The following is a 15,925-nucleotide window of genomic DNA, read 5'->3' as shown; positions in this document are numbered from 1 at the left end:
GCTACTGCTCCTCGGCTGGAGCTTCACCGTCCGCATCGGGGGCCGGTTCGTTCTCGGCGGTTTCGTCACCGGCTTCGGCGGCCTCTTCGGCTGCAATCTCGTCCATTGCGGCCTGAGCCTCGGCTTCGGCCGCCGCCTCGGCGGCAGCGCGTTCGATCTGCCGGTAGGCAGCGACGTTGGCCTGATGATCGGAATAGTTCTCGGCGAAGACGTGTCCGTCGGTCGGCACGGCGCCGGCGGCAACGAAGTAATAGTATTCGTGCCCCTCGGGATTGGCGACCGCCCGCAGGGAATCGATACCCGGATTGGCGATCGGTCCGGGAGGAAGGCCGTCGATCTGATAGGTATTGTAGGGCGTTACCTGTTCGATCTCGGAGCGGCGCAGGCCGCGGCCCAGCGAACCCTGTCCGAGCGTAATGCCGTAGATGATCGTCGGGTCCGATTGCAGGCGCATGCCGACATTGAGCCGGTTGACGAACACGCCGGCGACACGCGGCCGCTCTTCCGCAAGCCCGGTTTCCCGCTCCACGATGGAGGCGAGGGTGACGAGCTGGGCGGGCGTTTCGAGCGGCAGCTCCGGATCGCGGGCGTCCCAGATCTCCTCCAGCGCCGCGTCCATGGCCGTGGTCATGGTATCGATGATCGACTGGCGGGTGTCGCCGCGCTGGTAGGAATAGGCGCCCGGCAACAGGCTGCCTTCGGCAGGCAGGATTTCGATATTGCCCGTCAGGTCGGCATCGGCATTGACGCGCTCGACAACCTGCCAGGACGTGAACCCTTCGGGGACCACCACCTGATGCTGGATCGGGGTGCCCTCGCTGAGTTCGCGAATGATATCGAACATCGAGGAATTGGCGGCGATATTGAATTCGCCGGCCCGCAGATTGTCGCCACGGCGCAGCAGGCGCGAGCCGTAATTGAAGACATCGGCGTTGGAAATGAAGCCCTGCTCTTCGAGGCGCCGGGAAACCGTGGACAGCACATTGCCGGGCTCGACCACGAAGCTGCGGTCCTCGGCAACCGGGCCATCGGCGTTGAACACGGTGACGCCGTAGACGAACAGGCCACCGACGCCGAGCAGCGCGAGAAGAACAAGGGTGAGCAGGCCATTCAGGGCGTCGAAGAACCCATTCTGTGAACGGCGGCGTGTCTTTTTCTTGCGGTCGGCCATGCGGTCGATTTCCGTCCCGTAGGTCGCGGGCTCAGGCGCCCGTCATCTTGTGGATTTTTCAGGGAATCCCTGATGTGTCACACGGCCATATGGAGCAAGAAATCCGGCAAAAACAAGTGCCAAAAGGGCCAAACCCGGCCCTATGACGCCTTGCGGAAGATAAGCGACGCGTTCGTGCCGCCAAAGCCGAAGGAATTGGACAACGCCACGTTGATCTCCTTTTGCACCGGCTTGTGGGGTGCAAGGTTGATCGCCGTTTCCACCGACGGATTGTCGAGATTGATGGTCGGCGGGGCGACGCTGTCACGCATGGCGAGCAGCGAAAAGATCGCTTCCACCGCGCCGGCGGCACCGAGAAGGTGGCCGACCGCCGATTTCGTGGAGCTCATCACCACATTGGCGGCAGAATCGCCCAGAAGCCGGGTGACGGCGCCCAGTTCGATTTCGTCGCCAAGCGGGGTCGATGTGCCGTGGGCGTTGATATAATCGATATCGGAGGGCTGGATGCCGGCCCGCTTGATGGCGGCGGACATGGAGCGGAAACCGCCATTGCCATCTTCGGCGGGCGCCGTGATGTGATGGGCGTCGCCGGAGAGGCCGTAGCCGATGACTTCGCCATAGATTTTGGCGCCACGGGCCTTGGCGTGTTCGTATTCTTCCAGAACGACGATGCCCGCGCCCTCGCCCATGACGAAACCATCACGGTCCTTGTCATACGGGCGAGAGCCCTTTTCCGGGGTATCGTTGAACCCGGTCGAAAGCGCCCGGCAGGCGGCAAAGCCTGCCAGGGACAGACGATTGACCGGCGATTCGGCGCCGCCCGCCACCATCACGTCGGCATCGCCGAGCATGATGAGCCGCGCTGCGTCGCCGATGGCGTGCGCCCCGGTGGAGCAGGCCGTTACGACCGAGTGGTTGGGGCCCTTGAGCCCGTGCTCGATCGAAACATAGCCCGATGCCAGATTGATGAGGCGCCCGGGAATGAAGAAGGGGCTGATCCGGCGCGGGCCTTTTTCGGCCAGCGTGATCGAGGCATCGTAGATGCCGCCGATGCCGCCGATGCCCGAACCGATGAGAACGCCAGTGCGCTCCTGCTGTTCGAGCGTTTCGGCCTTGTAGCCGGCATCCTGAAGGGCTTGCGTGGAAGCCGCCATCGCAAAGACGATGAACGGATCTACCTTGCGCTGTTCCTTGGGCTCCATCCAATCGTCGGGATTGAACTTGCCCTCGGCGGTATCGCCCAGCGGGATGCGGCAGGCGATCTGACACGCCAGATCGCCGACTTCAAAGTCGGTAACGCGTTGCGCGCCGCTTTTGGACGCAAGAATATTGGACCAGACGGTTTCGTGACCGACACCCAGAGGGCTGACGATCCCGAGACCGGTAACGACGACGCGACGCATTTCCATGACTTTGCGAACCGGATCGATGGTTACGCGGTTGCCTTGGTGAGGAAGGCGACGGCATCACCGAAGGTCTGGATCGACTCGGCTGCGTCGTCGGGGATTTCCACGCCGAATTCTTCTTCGAAGGCCATCACGAGTTCGACCTGATCGAGCGAATCCGCTCCCAGATCATCCATGAAGCTGGCCTTTTCGGTGACCTTGTCGGCTTCGACGTTCAGGTGCTCCACGACGATCTTACGGACGCGATCTTCGATGTCGCTCATAGTGTCTTCCTTTTTTGCAGACTAAGAGTTCGTTGTTTAACGCTCTGCCCCTGGGCAGGATGGATTGCCTAATGGCTCCCTTATTGCGCAGCGGCGGGACTTTCCGGGGCTTCAATCGCCTTTAGTGTCGACCTCCCGGCCACAACGTGCCGGCGCAACTATCACACTTTCTGGAGGATGACCATATCGTCAAAGCAATCGGACGCAAGCCCCCTTGACGGTCAGATCATCACCATTCCGCCGTTGACGTTCAGCGTATGACCAGTGATATAGGCAGCCCCCTCGCTGGCGAGGAATACCGCGCAGGCCGCCACTTCGTCGGCAGTGCCCAGCCGGCTGGCGGGAACCTTGCCGAGAATGGCTTCCTGCTGCTTTTCGTTGAGCTCGTCGGTCATTGCCGAAGCGATGAAGCCGGGAGCGATCATGTTCACCGTGATGCCGCGGCTGGCGACCTCATAGGCCAGCGCCTTGGACATGCCCGCCAGCCCGGCCTTGGAGGCGGCGTAATTGCCCTGGCCGGGGTTGCCCACGACCCCCACGACCGAGGAAATCGAGATGATGCGGCCGAAACGGCGCTTCATCATGCCCTTGATGGCGGCACGGGTGAGACGAAATGGCGCTGACAGGTTGATGGCGAGAACATCGTCCCACTCCTCGTCCTTCATACGCATGAAGAGATTGTCCCGGGTCATGCCGGCATTGTTGACCAGGATATCGATGCCGCCCATCGCCTCTTCGGCCTGCGGCACGAGGCGTTCGACCGAGTCGGGGTCCGAGAGGTTGCACGGCAGGATGTGATTCTTGCCGATGATGTCCTTGGCCACGTCCTCGAGCGCGCCCACGCGCGTTCCGCTCAAGGCCACTTCGGCGCCCTGCGAGGCCAGAGCCTTGGCAATGGCGGAGCCGATGCCCCCACTGGCGCCGGTGACCAGTGCGCGTTTACCCGAAAGATCGAACATAGCGATTTGCCTCTCTTTATCGTTCCTGGCGCCGCTTATGCGCGTTCAGCGATGAATGCTTCAATGTCGGCCTGCGTTCCTATGGCGCGGGCGGAAACATCGCCGGAAATGCGCTTGGCAAGCCCGGTGAGAACCTTGCCGGTTCCCAGTTCATAGAGTTCGGTCACCCCGCCGGTGGAAGCGAGCCAGCCGACCGATTCCGTCCAGCGGACCATGCCGGTCACCTGCTCGACGAGCCGGCGGCGAATCTCGGCGACATCGGTGATCGGGGTGGCGAGAACGTTGGAAACAACCGGAACCACGGGTGCCTTCATATCGACTTCGGCCAGCGCGGCCTGCATCGCCTCGGCTGCTGGGGCCATCAGCGCGCAGTGGAACGGGGCGCTGACGGGAAGCGGCAGAGCGCGCTTGGCGCCGCGTTCCTTGGCCATGTCCATGGCCCGCTCGATAGCGGCGGCATCGCCCGAGATCACCACCTGTCCGGGGGAATTGTCATTGGCCACGTCGCAGACCGCGCCCTGGGCAGCGGCGGCGGCGATTTCACGCACGGTATCCATATCGAGGCCGAGAATGGCCGCCATGGCGCCCTGCCCCACCGGCACAGCCTGCTGCATGGCACGGCCGCGAATCTGGAGAAGGCGTGCCGTATCGGCCAGCGAGAAGGTTCCTGCAGCGCAAAGCGCCGAATATTCGCCCAGCGAGTGGCCGGCGACGAAACTGGCATTTTCGGCGACGGAAATGCCCCTGGCTTCGAGCACGCGGACCACGGCGAGGGACGCCGCCATCAGCGCGGGCTGGGCGTTTTCCGTGAGGCGAAGCGTATCGTCCGGGCCTTCGAACATGATTGTCGAAAGCGCGACGCCCAGAGCATCGTCGACCTCCTCAAAGACCGCGCGGGCTTCGGGATAGGCCTCGGCGAGATCGCGCCCCATGCCGACGGCCTGGCTGCCTTGTCCGGGGAAGGTGAATGCCGGTTTGGTCATGAATCGTCTCGTACACATCCAGGTAATTGGCCGGCGAGGTGCCCCCAAAACCGGGCCAAGTCAAGGCGAAGCGCCGTGCGGGGCCTGTTATTCTGTGCGAAGCGGGGGCTACGATCGTTACAGATAGTCGTCTTCGAGTTGGTGGCGGATGGCGAGGATACGAATTTCGCGATCGCGAATACGGAAAATCGCGGCGTAGCCGCCTCTCCCGAACGGAATGAGCAGTTCGCGCAAGGTAGGGTCGCTATAATCGACCTTGCGGCAGCTATAGGGAAAAAGCTTCAAGGTTTCGAAGGCTGATTGAAGTATCGCCCGGCTACGCGTGGCACTTTTGACGTCCTTTTCGGCCAGAAAGTCATAAAGTCGCCGAATGTCGTGGCGAGCCTGCGGTGTGAGCTTGATCCGATAGCTCACGAAGCGGATTTCGCTTCGGCGTTCGCAATGATCTCATCGATTTCCTGCAAGACTTCTTCGGCTGAATAGTACACACCGGTTTCTTCCGCTTCGGCCTCGGCCGCAAGCGCCCTTGCCAGAAACTCCTGGTTGATCTTGCGCCGACGGATATCACGCCGCACTGCGTCTTCTACGAAAGCGGAAAGGGACTCGCCTTCCCTGAGCACCTCCTCGGCGGCTTGGCGCAGTTCGGGCTCGACACGGAGCGAGGGAAGGGTCGCGGTTTTCATGGCGGCAATCCTTGCGTTGCATTTGCGATGCAAGGTAGCGCGCCTTGGACTCTCCTACAAGGATAAACCTTGCAATCCTTCCCCATCCGCTATAGAGACGCGCAGCATTCGTTTGGCCGGGGGCTGAACGGAGGGTTGTTCGTTGTGTCACAAACGCAAGGGACAATGGATCGATGGTTCAAACCGGTCCGGCCTCCCGTGTTCCCGCTCTTTAGTAGAACCTTTGTCGCCTTTCCATCGGCTGCAAAGAGGCTCCGCGCCGGCGATGTTTATTGAAGCAAGTTCTCAAGAAAGGCACTCTATGCCCCTTTACGAACATATCTTTCTGTCGCGGCAGGACGTCTCCGCGCAGCAGGTCGAAGACCTGACCAAGACCTATACCGACCTGCTTGCCGAAAACGGCGGCAAGGTTGCCAACAGCGAATATTGGGGCGTCAAGTCGCTCTCCTATCGCATCAACAAGAACCGCAAGGCGCACTACACGCTCCTCAACATCGACGCTCCGGCCAACGCCGTGGCCGAGATGGAGCGCCAGATGCGCATCAACGAAGACGTGCTGCGCTTCATGACCATTCGCGTGGACAAGCATGAAGAAGGCCCGTCGGTGATGATGCAGAAGCGCGACCGCGACGACCGCCCCGGTGGCGACCGTCCCCGTGGCCCGCGCCGTTTTTAAGGAGTGATGGATAATGGCAATTCGTGACCTTACCACTTCGCAGGCTCGTCGCCCCTTCCAGCGTCGCCGCAAGACCTGCCCGTTCTCGGGCGCCAACGCACCGGTCATCGACTACAAGGATGTCCGCCTGCTGCAGCGTTACGTTTCCGAACGCGGCAAGATCGTTCCCTCGCGCATCACGGCCGTTTCGGCCAAGAAGCAGCGCGAACTCGCTCGCGCCATCAAGCGCTCCCGCTTCCTGGGCCTGCTGCCCTACGCGGTGAAATAAGAGCCCTTTCGGGCTTTGGCTGGGCGCCCGAATGGTCGGGCGCTCTAACCACTCCCCTGAGTGGGACAGCATTGGAGAAAATCAATGAAAGTCATTCTTCTCGAGCGCGTGGGCCGTCTGGGCACCATCGGCGACGAAGTCAACGTCAAGGACGGGTTCGGCCGTAACTTCCTGCTGCCGCAGGGCAAGGCGCTCCGTGCGTCGGACGCCAACCGCGCCAAGTTCGAATCCGAGCGTCAGGTGATCGAAGCCCGCAACGCCGAGCGCCGCTCGGACGCTGAAAAGATCGCTTCCGATCTCGACGGCAAGACCATCGTCATGGTCCGTCAGGCTGGTGAAACCGGTCAGCTTTACGGTTCGGTCTCGGCCCGCGATATCGCCGATGCGCTGGTTGCCGATGGCGAGAAGGTCGAGCGCAGCCAGGTCGATCTGGGGGCGCCGATCAAGACCGTCGGCCTGCACGCCATCCCCCTCAACCTGCACGCCGAAGTTGCGGTGACCATCACCGTCAATGTGGCCCGTTCGGCGGACGAAGCCGAGCGCCAGGCTAATGGCGAAGACCTTGCGCGCAAGGACTACAACGACGAGGAAGAAGAGTTCGTCTCCCTCGCCGACATGGACGATGAGGAATACGCCGAGGCCGAGCAAGGCGAAGCCGCCGAAGCTGCCGAAGGCGAAACCGAAGAGCAGAACGCCTAATCGGCTTTCTCCTCACTGGTATTTTCGAGAGGGCCGGATGTCCGCATCCGGCCCTTTTCTTCGCCCGGTTTTCCCCAGAGTTGTCCATGGCTTTTCACAGCCACCAAATTGCCCGGCTGATCGCACATAAATCCCTTCGAATCAGCGAATTTCATGCTCACGCCTTGCGTTGCGGACCGAGTCTATTAAGACCATGTTAGGAAACATCACGAGATCGTCATGGAAGCTGTGAGACGGCTGACGCCCGTCACGTCAGAAACCGAATCCCAATACAAAACGGCCCCGCACAATATCGAGGCCGAACAGGCTCTGCTGGGCGCGATTCTGGTCAACAACGAAGCGTTCTATCGCGTCTCGGATTTTCTCGAGCCCATCCATTTCTACGAGCCGATCCACCGCGAGATCTACGAAGTCTGCGGCAAGATCATCCGCGCCGGCAAGACGGCGACCCCGGTCACCGCAAAGACATATCTGCCCGACGACCTGCTCGAAGGCGTCACGATGGCCCAGTACCTGGCCCGGCTCGCCGCCGAAGCAACCACGGTGCTCAACGCCGGCGATTACGGCCAGGCGGTCTACGACCTGGCGATAAGGCGCAACATCATCCTCATCTCCGAGGAGATGAACGAACGCGCCTACAATTCGGACGTGGACACATCATCACAAATCCAGATCGAGGAAGCTGAGAAATCGCTGTTCGATCTTGCCGAGAAGGGCCGTTACGACGGCGGCTTCCAGGGGTTCAACCAGGCGCTGGCCGAAGCCATCAACATGGCGGGCGAAGCCTATAGCCGCGACGGATCGCTGTCGGGCACCGCCACCGGATTGTCCGATCTCGACCGGTTGATGGGCGGCTTGCAGCGCTCGGACCTGATCATCCTCGCCGCCCGCCCTGCCATGGGCAAGACCTCGCTGGCGACAAACGTCGCGTTTTCGGTCGCCAAGGCATACAAGGCCGAACCGACGCCGGACGGGCATATGAAGACCGTCAATGGCGGGGTGGTCGGCTTCTTCTCGCTGGAAATGAGCGCCGAACAGCTCGCCACCCGCGTTCTCGCCGAGCAATCGGAAATCTCATCGTCCGACATCCGGCGCGGCAACATCCACGAAAGCCAGTACACCAAGCTGGTGGACACATCGAATCTGATGGCGCAGGTGCCGCTCTATATCGACGATACGGGTGGCATTTCCATCGCCCAGCTTTCGGCTCGCGCGCGGCGATTGAAGCGACAGAAGGGACTCGATCTGCTGATCGTGGACTATCTCCAGCTTCTTTCCGGCTCGAAAAAAGCCGGCGAAAACCGTGTGCAGGAGCTCACGGAAATCACCACCGGGCTCAAGGCGCTGGCCAAGGAACTCGAAGTTCCCATCATCGCCTTGTCCCAGCTCTCGCGTCAGGTGGAAAACCGCGAAGACAAGCACCCCCAACTCGCCGACCTTCGCGAATCGGGCTCCATCGAGCAGGATGCCGACGTGGTGCTGTTCGTCTATCGCGAGGAATATTACCTGGGCAACAAGGAGCCCAAGGAAGGCACGCAGGAACACCTCGAATGGCAGGCCGAGATGGAAAAGGTGCATGGGCGGGCCGAAGTGATCATCGCCAAGCAGCGTCACGGCCCCACGGGCACAGTGCAGCTCCAGTTCCAGGCCAACCTAACCCGGTTCTCCGATCTCGCCCGCGAGGATTATCTGCCGACACGTTCGGAGTAGAAAAGTCCTGCGCTTGCGGCGGCGCACGGATTTGCGCTAGAGCTTGATCCGTTCCGATTCAATCGGGACGGTCGCTCTAAGTCCTTGTTTTGTCGCGCGGTCGAACCGGAAAAGTACGCAGCTTTTCCCGACCGCACTCTAGCGCAAGGGTGCGAAGGGGAATCGGCGGACGGACATGACCAGCTCAACGACCATCCTCGGTGGCGGGATCACCATCGACCTCGAAGCGATCGTCCGCAATTGGAAGGCGCTCGATACAGTTTCAGGCAAATCGTTGACCGGCGCGGTTCTCAAGGCCGATGCCTATGGCACCGGTGCGCCGGCGGTCGGCCGCGCACTCTATAAGGCAGGGGCCCGCTTCTTTTTTGTCGCGACGCCCGACGAGGGCGTCATCCTGCGCAAAGCCGTGCCCGATGCCTTCATCTTCGTGCTCGACGGCCTCGTGCCCCGCGCGGCGGCGGACTACGCCGCCCACGGCCTGATGCCGGTGCTCGCTTCGATGAGCCAGTTGACCGAATGGCTCGATTTCTGCCTGAACCGCAGCAAGGCCGCGCCGGCGGCCCTCCATTTCGATACGGGTTTTAATCGGGTCGGCTTTCGCATGAAGGAGGCCGAGTTGGTCAAGCGCGAGCTCGATCAATCGGGCTTCGAGCCGCAGATGATCATGAGTCACTTCGCCTGCGCCGACCAGCCCAGCCATGAGATGACCCGCAAGCAGAACGGCCTGTTTCAGGGCCTGATCAACATGTTTCCCGACATTCCGGCTTCGATCGCCAATTCGGCGGCCGTTATGACCTCCAAGGACTATCATTATCACCTGGTTCGCCCCGGTATCGCCATGTATGGCGGACGCGCCATAAACGGCCGTCCCAACCCGATGGCGCCGGTGATTTCAATGAACGTGCCAATCCTCCAGATCAAGGACGCCCGCATCGGGGAAACCGTGGGCTATGGCGCGGCCTATCGCCTGCGCCGCGATACCCGCATCGCCGTGATGGCGCTGGGCTATGCAGATGGGTATTTCCGTTCCCTTTCCGGGATCGGCGGACAAGTCGGCGGGCGGGTTGCCGTAAACGGGACCATCGTGCCGATCCTCGGCCGCGTTTCGATGGACATGACCGCCATCGACATCACCGATGTTCAAGGACTGGTGCAGCCGGGCGACCTTGTTGAAATCCTCGGGCCCAATATCAGCATCGACGATGTGGCCGATGCGTCGCGCACCATAGGATATGAAGTCCTCACGACCCTCAACGGCCGCTTTGCGCGAACATACGCCAACGTGCCCGATGGGGTGGAAACATGAGTGCGGTCTATATCGTCACCGGCGCGATGGCATCGGGAAAATCGACGGTAGCGCAAGCGCTGTCCGAACGGTTCGAGCGGTCGGTCCATTTGCGGGGCGATATCTTTCGCAAGATGATCGTTCACGGGGCTGCGCAAATGGGTCCCGACCTTGACGCGGATGCCAGAGCGCAGCTCAGTCTTCGTCAGGATATCGCGGTTGCCGCCGTACGCCTCTACGCGCAAGCCGGATTTACCGTCGTTTATCAGGACATCCTTGTCGGTGACGACCTCGAGCGTGTGGCCGCTTCCCTGCGGGAGTTGGCGCCGCGTGTCGTGATGCTGGCCCCCTCGCCCGCGATCCTCGCCGAGCGCGACGCCGCGCGACACAAGCAGGGATATGGCCCCGGCTTTTCGCCCGAGGTGCTGGCGACTGCCATCGATGCAACGCCGGACGATCTCGGTCTCAAGCTCGATACATCACATATGAGCGCTCAAGAGACGGTCGATGCCATTATCGAACATTGGGATGGCCATTGACGGAGAACAGTTTTTGTTCTCTATTCGTTCCTTAATGAATCGGTGGGAAAGAAGCCTTGGCGGTATTTGTCTTCCTGTTGCGCGCGATCGGGCCGGCCACCCATAAAATCATGGGCATGGCCGATTGGCGCGCGGCGGCGGAGGCCGAGGGCTTTGAAGGGCCCGAGACCTATCTTGCAACGGGCAATATGATCGTCGAGGCGACGGGCACGGTATCGGAGGTCGCAAAACGCATGGATGGCGTGGTTCAACGCTGCGGACTTGGGGTGGGCAACAAGGCCTTCGTGCGCAAGCCTGCTGCGTTGCGACGGCTGGTCAAGGCCAACCCCTTTCCCGATGCGGCAGTGCAACGGCCAAGCCAGATCGGCATCCATTTCATGGCGGCGGCTCGGCCGGATTTTGGATGGATGAAGGGTTATTCGGGCGAGGAGCCGATCCACATCGAGGGCAATCATGTGATCGTCGATTATGGCGATGCGGAAGGTCAGTCGTTGCGGCTGTCCGGCCTCATCGAAAAGCGCTCGGGCGCGGCCACCGCGCGCAACTGGAACACGCTCAAGGGGCTGGCGCAGCGCGCCACCGAGCGCGAGCGCAAAAGCAGGGAATAACGGGGCTTGGCCAAACTCAAATCCACCTTCATCTGCCAATCGTGCGGCAATGTTACTCCGCGCTGGGCGGGCCGCTGCGAAGCCTGCGGGGAATGGAATTCGATCGTCGAGGAGGTCTCATCCTCCGGGGTGGGCGCCGGCCCCAAGGCAGCCGTTTCGTCGGGCCGTCCTGTTGAGCTCGTGCCTTTGTCCGGCGAAAGCGAAGACGCCATCCGCATCGTGACGAAGAACAGCGAACTCGACCGCGTTCTGGGCGGCGGTTTCGTCATGGGTTCGGCGATTCTGGTGGGTGGCGATCCGGGGATCGGTAAATCCACCCTGCTGCTGCAGGCGGCGGCCGCGCTGGCGCGGCAAGGCAAGCGGGTGGTCTATATCTCGGGCGAAGAGGCCATCGCCCAGGTTCGGCTGCGCGCCACCCGGCTCGGCGTCGCGGATGCGCCGGTGGAGCTGGCGAGCGAAACCCATGTGGAAACCATTCTCGCCACCATCGAAAAGGGCAAGGCGCCCGATCTGGTGATCATCGATTCCATCCAGACCTGCTGGACCGAACGCATCGACAGCGCGCCCGGCACGGTGACGCAGGTGCGCACCAGCGCGCAGGCCCTAACGCGTTTTGCCAAGAAGTCCGGCGCCGCCGTCGTGCTGGTCGGGCACGTCACCAAGGACGGGCAGATCGCCGGGCCCCGTGTTGTCGAGCACATGGTCGACGCCGTGCTCTATTTCGAGGGCGATACCTCGCTGACCTATCGCATCCTGCGTGGCGTCAAGAATCGCTATGGGGCCACCGACGAAATCGGAGTGTTCGAGATGGTCGGCTCGGGGCTGCGCGAAGTGCCCAACCCCTCAGCCCTCTTCCTCGACCAGCGCGATTCCGGTGCGGCGGGGTCGGCAGTGTTCGCGGGCGTCGAGGGTACGAGGCCGGTGCTGGTGGAAATCCAGGCTCTCGTCGCGCCCTCTCCGCTGGGAACACCGCGCAGAGCCGTCGTGGGCTGGGACTCCTCGCGTTTGTCGATGGTGCTTGCGGTGCTCGAAACCCGGTGCGGGGTTCGGATCGGGGCCAACGACATCTATCTCAACGTCGCCGGCGGCCTCAAGGTCAATGAGCCCGCCGCCGATCTGGCCGTGGCCGCCGCGCTCATCTCCTCGCTCACCAACTCCCCCCTGCCCGCCGACGCCGTTTATTTCGGCGAGGTCAGCCTTTCGGGCAGCGTGAGGCCGGTCGTGCATGCCAATCTGCGCGTGCGCGAGGCGGCCAAGCTGGGGTTCGGTTCGATCCACACGGCCAAGCTCAATGCAGCAGACCGGACCGATGGCGTGGCACTCAATGAGTTCGCGGGACTCGCCGAACTGGTGGGACGGATCGCTGCGGGCGGCACTGCGCAACCTGTGGGCGAAACGGCGTAATCCCAAGCAATCGCTTGGCTTTGCCACATTTAGCCGCTAAACGAGCCTAGAGCCCGATTGAATTGACCTGGGGCTCTAAGTAGTTGTTTGGTCGTGCGGTCGAACCGGAAAAGTACGCAGCTTTTCCCGACCGCACTCTAACAGGGCTTGCTGGAGAACCGTCCTCATGCTGACCGCTTTCGACATCGCCGTCGGAATTCTCGTTCTGATTTCCGCACTGCTGGCGACGGCGCGCGGGTTGACCCGGGAAGTGCTTTCCCTCGTCACATGGGCCGGTGCGGCCGCCTTTGCCGCCTATATGTTCTTCTACCAGCCGCAGATCGCGCAGGAATTCGTCGCCGATCCGCTCTGGGCCAATATCGCCACGGTGGTCGTCAGCTTCATCGTCGCGCTGATCCTGCTGCACCTGCTGACGATGAAAATCGGGGACTGGATCACCGACAGCAAGCTCGGCCCGCTCGATCGCACGCTGGGTTTCGTCTTCGGCGCCCTGCGCGGCGTTCTGATCGCGGTGGTCGTTGTGATCTTCGCCGATTGGCTGATCGGGACCAACCCGCCCAATCTGCCGTGGTATGGCGAGGCCCAGTCGCTGCCGACCTTGCGCTCGCTGGGCGACGGCCTTATCTCCCTGCTGCCGGAAAATCTCGAGGAACAGGTCAACGACCTGCTCCAGGGTGGTGGTCCCATCGAAGATCCGGTCATCGACGAACAGGGAACTACCGAGCCGCAGCCGGCGCCCGAGGCGACGCCCGCACCTCCTTCGGCGATCAACGGAGTGTGATATCGCCGCACGCGGCCAGCCGCCGTGTTGACTTGATCAGGCCGGGAGCGTAAGCCCCCGGTGAGCGAGCGGTTTTTCCGAACCGGACCGATCCGCAGTTTCGAGCCGCTCCTTTTATGTCCCCGCAATCATGGTGGATAATTTGAGCACGCTTCACGCGACGACAGGCGATCATCTTTCCGGTTTGGCGCTCGAAATGGATGGGGACACGCTGCGCGAAGAGTGCGGCGTGTTCGGCATTTTGGGCCATGACGATTCAGCCGCGCTGACCGCGCTGGGCCTGCATGCGCTCCAGCATCGCGGGCAGGAAGCCGCCGGCATCGTCACCTTCGACGGCACGCGCTTCAACTCCGAGCGCCATCTGGGCCTTGTCGGCGATCACTTCACCGACGCCGCCACGCTCGGGCGCCTCCCCGGCAACATCGCCATGGGCCATGTGCGCTATTCGACGACCGGCGAAACCGTGCTGCGTAACGTGCAGCCGCTGTTTGCCGAACTCGAGGTCGGCGGCATCGCGATTGCACACAATGGCAATCTCACCAATGGGCTGTCGCTGCGCAAGCGGCTGATCGCCCAGGGCGCCATCTGTCAGTCGACCTCCGACACAGAAGTCGTGCTGCATCTGATCGCCCGTTCGCAGCGCTCCGGCTCGGCCGACCGTTTCATCGACGCGCTGGGCGCCATCGAAGGCGCTTACGCCATGGTCGCGATGACGCGCACCAAACTGATAGGCGCGCGCGACCCCAACGGCATCCGGCCCCTGGTGCTCGGCGAACTCGACGGCAAGCCGATCTTTGCGTCCGAGACCTGCGCTCTCGATATCATCGGCGCGAAATTCGTGCGCGACGTCGAGAACGGCGAAGTGATCGTTTGTGAAATCCAGAAGGACGGCTCGATCACCATCGACAGCTTCAAGCCCTTCAAGCCGCGTCACGAACGGGTCTGCCTTTTCGAGTATGTCTATTTCGCCCGCCCCGACTCCGTGGTTTCGGGCCGCTCGGTCTATGCGGCGCGCAAGGCGATGGGCGTCAATCTCGCCAAGGAAGCCCCGGTCGAGGCCGATGTCATCGTGCCCGTCCCCGATGGCGGCACCCCTGCCGCACTGGGTTACGCCCAGCAATCGGGCATTCCGTTCGAATATGGCATCATCCGCAACCATTATGTGGGCCGCACCTTCATCGAACCGACCCAGTCAATCCGGGCGCTGGGCGTCAAGCTCAAGCATTCGGCCAACCGGGCGGTGATCGAAGGTAAGCGGGTGGTGCTGGTCGACGATTCCATCGTGCGCGGCACGACCTCGCTCAAGATCGTGCAGATGATCCGCGATGCCGGCGCCAAAGAAGTCCATATTCGCGTCGCGAGCCCGATGATCTATCACTCGGATTATTACGGCATAGACACTCCGGATCCCGAGAAGCTTCTGGCCAATCAATATGCCTCGCTGGAAGATATGTGCCGCTATATCGGCGCGGATTCGCTTGAGTTCCTGTCCATCGACGGGCTTTATCTTGCCGTTGGCGGGGAAAAGCGCAACGCCCATGCGCCTCAATTTACCGACCATTACTTCACGGGGGACTACCCCACGCCGCTCACCGATCTGGAGGGTCGCGACAAGAACGACCCAAAGCAGGTCTCGATGCTGAGGGAAGCCGTTTAAATGATGGACAACAAGGACCTTACCGGCCGCGTCGTGCTGGTGACCGGTGCCTCGCGCGGGCTTGGCTATGCCGCCGCCAAGAACGCGGCCGCCCGTGGAGCGCATATCGTTGCCGTGGCGCGGACGGTGGGCGGGCTGGAGGATCTGGACGACGAGATCCAGTCGCTGGGTTCGGCGACGACCCTCGTGCCCATGGACCTTACGGATGGAGAAGCCATCGACCGGCTGGGCGCCGCGATTTTCGAGCGCTGGGGGCAGCTTGACGGCTTGATCGGCAATGCGGGCGCATTGGGCGTGCTCAGCCCCCTGCCCCACATCCAGCCCAAGGATTTCGCCAACGTCTTCGCCGTCAACGTCGGCGCCAACTACCGGCTGATCCGCTCGCTCGATCTCCTGCTGCGCCAGTCCGATGCGGGACGCGCGGTGTTCATTTCCTCGGGCGCAGCGCTTTCGGCCAAGCCTTATTGGGGGCTCTATGCCGCCTCCAAGGCAGCGCTCGACGCGATGGTCAAATCCTATGCCGGCGAGATGGCCATAACCGAGGTCAAGGCCAACGTCTTCTATCCCGGCCAGGTCCGCACTGCGATGCGGGCGAAAGCCATGCCCGGCGAAGACCCCATGACCCTGCCGTCTCCCGACGAAGTTGCGCCGAAAATCGTCGATCTGGTTTCGCCCACCTATGGCAAGACCGGGATGCGGGTGGACGTGCTCAGCGGGGAAGAGCCGCTTTAGCTGTCAACTACCAGCTTGTGCGTAGCCGCAAGCTCAGCGCACCCCTCATCCGACCTTTCGCTTTGCAAGCGAAAGCACACCTTCTCCCTCAAGGGGAGAAG

Annotated in this window: 18 protein-coding genes; 11 read left to right on the top strand and 7 right to left on the bottom strand. The window is 62.1% G+C overall.

All coding sequences use genetic code 11. The features are described from left to right. Position 1 precedes the first annotated feature (1 nt). The 7 genes from mltG to V4T21_RS17700 all read right to left on the bottom strand — a co-directional run bounded on the left by mltG (position 2) and on the right by V4T21_RS17700 (position 5,465). Positions 2–1,171 carry an endolytic transglycosylase MltG gene (mltG, locus tag V4T21_RS17730; RefSeq protein ID WP_332719360.1) on the bottom strand — a complete coding sequence of 390 codons (1,170 nt, stop codon included), beginning with the start codon at positions 1,169–1,171 and terminating at the stop codon, positions 2–4. 140 nt (positions 1,172–1,311) lie between these two features. Next, on the bottom strand, positions 1,312–2,574 hold the full coding sequence (fabF, locus tag V4T21_RS17725; RefSeq protein ID WP_332719494.1) for a beta-ketoacyl-ACP synthase II: 1,263 nt from the start codon (positions 2,572–2,574) through the stop codon (positions 1,312–1,314). A 29-nt stretch (positions 2,575–2,603) separates the two neighbouring features. Further along, positions 2,604–2,840 (bottom strand): acyl carrier protein, encoded by a 237-nt coding sequence (locus tag V4T21_RS17720; protein WP_090595791.1) that lies wholly within the window; start codon positions 2,838–2,840, stop codon positions 2,604–2,606. Positions 2,841–3,061: 221 nt separating this feature from the next. Beyond that, positions 3,062–3,799: a 3-oxoacyl-[acyl-carrier-protein] reductase gene (gene fabG, locus V4T21_RS17715; protein ID WP_332719352.1), complete on the bottom strand. Its 738-nt coding sequence runs from the start codon at positions 3,797–3,799 to the stop codon at positions 3,062–3,064. A gap of 35 nt (positions 3,800–3,834) precedes the next feature. Next, positions 3,835–4,782 carry an ACP S-malonyltransferase gene (gene fabD / locus V4T21_RS17710; protein WP_332719350.1) on the bottom strand — a complete coding sequence of 316 codons (948 nt, stop codon included), beginning with the start codon at positions 4,780–4,782 and terminating at the stop codon, positions 3,835–3,837. Positions 4,783–4,899: 117 nt separating this feature from the next. Continuing rightward, positions 4,900–5,196: a type II toxin-antitoxin system RelE/ParE family toxin gene (locus V4T21_RS17705; RefSeq protein WP_332719348.1), complete on the bottom strand. Its 297-nt coding sequence runs from the start codon at positions 5,194–5,196 to the stop codon at positions 4,900–4,902. After that, on the bottom strand, positions 5,193–5,465 hold the full coding sequence (locus V4T21_RS17700; RefSeq protein WP_332719346.1) for a YlcI/YnfO family protein: 273 nt from the start codon (positions 5,463–5,465) through the stop codon (positions 5,193–5,195). Before V4T21_RS17700 ends, V4T21_RS17705 begins: the two co-directional genes overlap by 4 nt. Positions 5,466–5,766: 301 nt before the next feature. Here V4T21_RS17700 and rpsF point away from each other — a divergent pair, with 301 nt between their 5' ends. The 11 genes from rpsF (at position 5,767) to V4T21_RS17645 (ending at position 15,824) form a co-directional block, all read left to right on the top strand. Next, positions 5,767–6,141: a 30S ribosomal protein S6 gene (rpsF, locus tag V4T21_RS17695; protein WP_332719344.1), complete on the top strand. Its 375-nt coding sequence runs from the start codon at positions 5,767–5,769 to the stop codon at positions 6,139–6,141. Positions 6,142–6,154: 13 nt separating this feature from the next. Further along, positions 6,155–6,409, top strand: a complete 255-nt coding sequence (gene rpsR / locus V4T21_RS17690) for a 30S ribosomal protein S18 (RefSeq protein WP_116653663.1) — start codon at positions 6,155–6,157, stop codon at positions 6,407–6,409. An 84-nt stretch (positions 6,410–6,493) separates the two neighbouring features. Further along, complete coding sequence (gene rplI, locus V4T21_RS17685; protein ID WP_332719342.1) at positions 6,494–7,108, top strand: 50S ribosomal protein L9; 615 nt, start codon at positions 6,494–6,496, stop codon at positions 7,106–7,108. Between the two features lie 219 nt (positions 7,109–7,327). Beyond that, positions 7,328–8,818: a replicative DNA helicase gene (locus V4T21_RS17680; RefSeq protein WP_332719340.1), complete on the top strand. Its 1,491-nt coding sequence runs from the start codon at positions 7,328–7,330 to the stop codon at positions 8,816–8,818. Positions 8,819–8,993: 175 nt separating this feature from the next. After that, positions 8,994–10,124, top strand: a complete 1,131-nt coding sequence (gene alr, locus V4T21_RS17675) for an alanine racemase (RefSeq protein WP_332719338.1) — start codon at positions 8,994–8,996, stop codon at positions 10,122–10,124. Then, positions 10,121–10,642: an AAA family ATPase gene (locus V4T21_RS17670; protein ID WP_332719336.1), complete on the top strand. Its 522-nt coding sequence runs from the start codon at positions 10,121–10,123 to the stop codon at positions 10,640–10,642. The genes alr and V4T21_RS17670 overlap by 4 nt, the downstream gene beginning before the upstream one ends. 56 nt (positions 10,643–10,698) lie before the next feature. Then, complete coding sequence (locus V4T21_RS17665) at positions 10,699–11,250, top strand: DUF1697 domain-containing protein (protein ID WP_332719334.1); 552 nt, start codon at positions 10,699–10,701, stop codon at positions 11,248–11,250. Between the two features lie 6 nt (positions 11,251–11,256). Beyond that, the gene (gene radA / locus V4T21_RS17660; protein ID WP_332719332.1) at positions 11,257–12,654 is read left to right on the top strand and encodes a DNA repair protein RadA; all 1,398 of its coding nucleotides are present in this window, start codon (positions 11,257–11,259) and stop codon (positions 12,652–12,654) included. Positions 12,655–12,820: 166 nt separating this feature from the next. After that, positions 12,821–13,435, top strand: a complete 615-nt coding sequence (locus tag V4T21_RS17655) for a CvpA family protein (RefSeq protein ID WP_332719330.1) — start codon at positions 12,821–12,823, stop codon at positions 13,433–13,435. A 196-nt stretch (positions 13,436–13,631) separates the two neighbouring features. Then, on the top strand, positions 13,632–15,092 hold the full coding sequence (purF, locus tag V4T21_RS17650) for an amidophosphoribosyltransferase (protein WP_440589676.1): 1,461 nt from the start codon (positions 13,632–13,634) through the stop codon (positions 15,090–15,092). Further along, the gene (locus V4T21_RS17645) at positions 15,093–15,824 is read left to right on the top strand and encodes an SDR family NAD(P)-dependent oxidoreductase (protein WP_332719326.1); all 732 of its coding nucleotides are present in this window, start codon (positions 15,093–15,095) and stop codon (positions 15,822–15,824) included. Positions 15,825–15,925 lie beyond the last annotated feature (101 nt).

This window comes from Pelagibacterium mangrovi (assembly GCF_036662815.1).
Classification (GTDB): Bacteria; Pseudomonadota; Alphaproteobacteria; order Rhizobiales; family Devosiaceae; genus Pelagibacterium; species Pelagibacterium mangrovi.
The sequence above is the reverse complement of the archived record's forward strand: the minus strand, read 5'-3'. Positions and strand labels throughout refer to the sequence as shown.

What these genes read in the sequence shown, in the direction of transcription:
- V4T21_RS17720 (WP_090595791.1), bottom strand. Translation starts at nt 2,840, where the DNA reads ATGAGCGACATCGAAGATCGCGTCCGTAAGATCGTCGTGGAGCACCTG.
- rpsF (WP_332719344.1), top strand. Translation starts at nt 5,767, where the DNA reads ATGCCCCTTTACGAACATATCTTTCTGTCGCGGCAGGACGTCTCCGCG.
- fabF (WP_332719494.1), bottom strand. Translation starts at nt 2,574, where the DNA reads ATGCGTCGCGTCGTCGTTACCGGTCTCGGGATCGTCAGCCCTCTGGGT.
- V4T21_RS17670 (WP_332719336.1), top strand. Translation starts at nt 10,121, where the DNA reads ATGAGTGCGGTCTATATCGTCACCGGCGCGATGGCATCGGGAAAATCG.
- fabD (WP_332719350.1), bottom strand. Translation starts at nt 4,782, where the DNA reads ATGACCAAACCGGCATTCACCTTCCCCGGACAAGGCAGCCAGGCCGTC.
- rpsR (WP_116653663.1), top strand. Translation starts at nt 6,155, where the DNA reads ATGGCAATTCGTGACCTTACCACTTCGCAGGCTCGTCGCCCCTTCCAG.
- purF (WP_440589676.1), top strand. Translation starts at nt 13,632, where the DNA reads ATGGATGGGGACACGCTGCGCGAAGAGTGCGGCGTGTTCGGCATTTTG.
- V4T21_RS17700 (WP_332719346.1), bottom strand. Translation starts at nt 5,465, where the DNA reads ATGAAAACCGCGACCCTTCCCTCGCTCCGTGTCGAGCCCGAACTGCGC.
- mltG (WP_332719360.1), bottom strand. Translation starts at nt 1,171, where the DNA reads ATGGCCGACCGCAAGAAAAAGACACGCCGCCGTTCACAGAATGGGTTC.
- V4T21_RS17680 (WP_332719340.1), top strand. Translation starts at nt 7,328, where the DNA reads ATGGAAGCTGTGAGACGGCTGACGCCCGTCACGTCAGAAACCGAATCC.
- fabG (WP_332719352.1), bottom strand. Translation starts at nt 3,799, where the DNA reads ATGTTCGATCTTTCGGGTAAACGCGCACTGGTCACCGGCGCCAGTGGG.
- V4T21_RS17655 (WP_332719330.1), top strand. Translation starts at nt 12,821, where the DNA reads ATGCTGACCGCTTTCGACATCGCCGTCGGAATTCTCGTTCTGATTTCC.
- rplI (WP_332719342.1), top strand. Translation starts at nt 6,494, where the DNA reads ATGAAAGTCATTCTTCTCGAGCGCGTGGGCCGTCTGGGCACCATCGGC.
- alr (WP_332719338.1), top strand. Translation starts at nt 8,994, where the DNA reads ATGACCAGCTCAACGACCATCCTCGGTGGCGGGATCACCATCGACCTC.
- V4T21_RS17645 (WP_332719326.1), top strand. Translation starts at nt 15,093, where the DNA reads ATGATGGACAACAAGGACCTTACCGGCCGCGTCGTGCTGGTGACCGGT.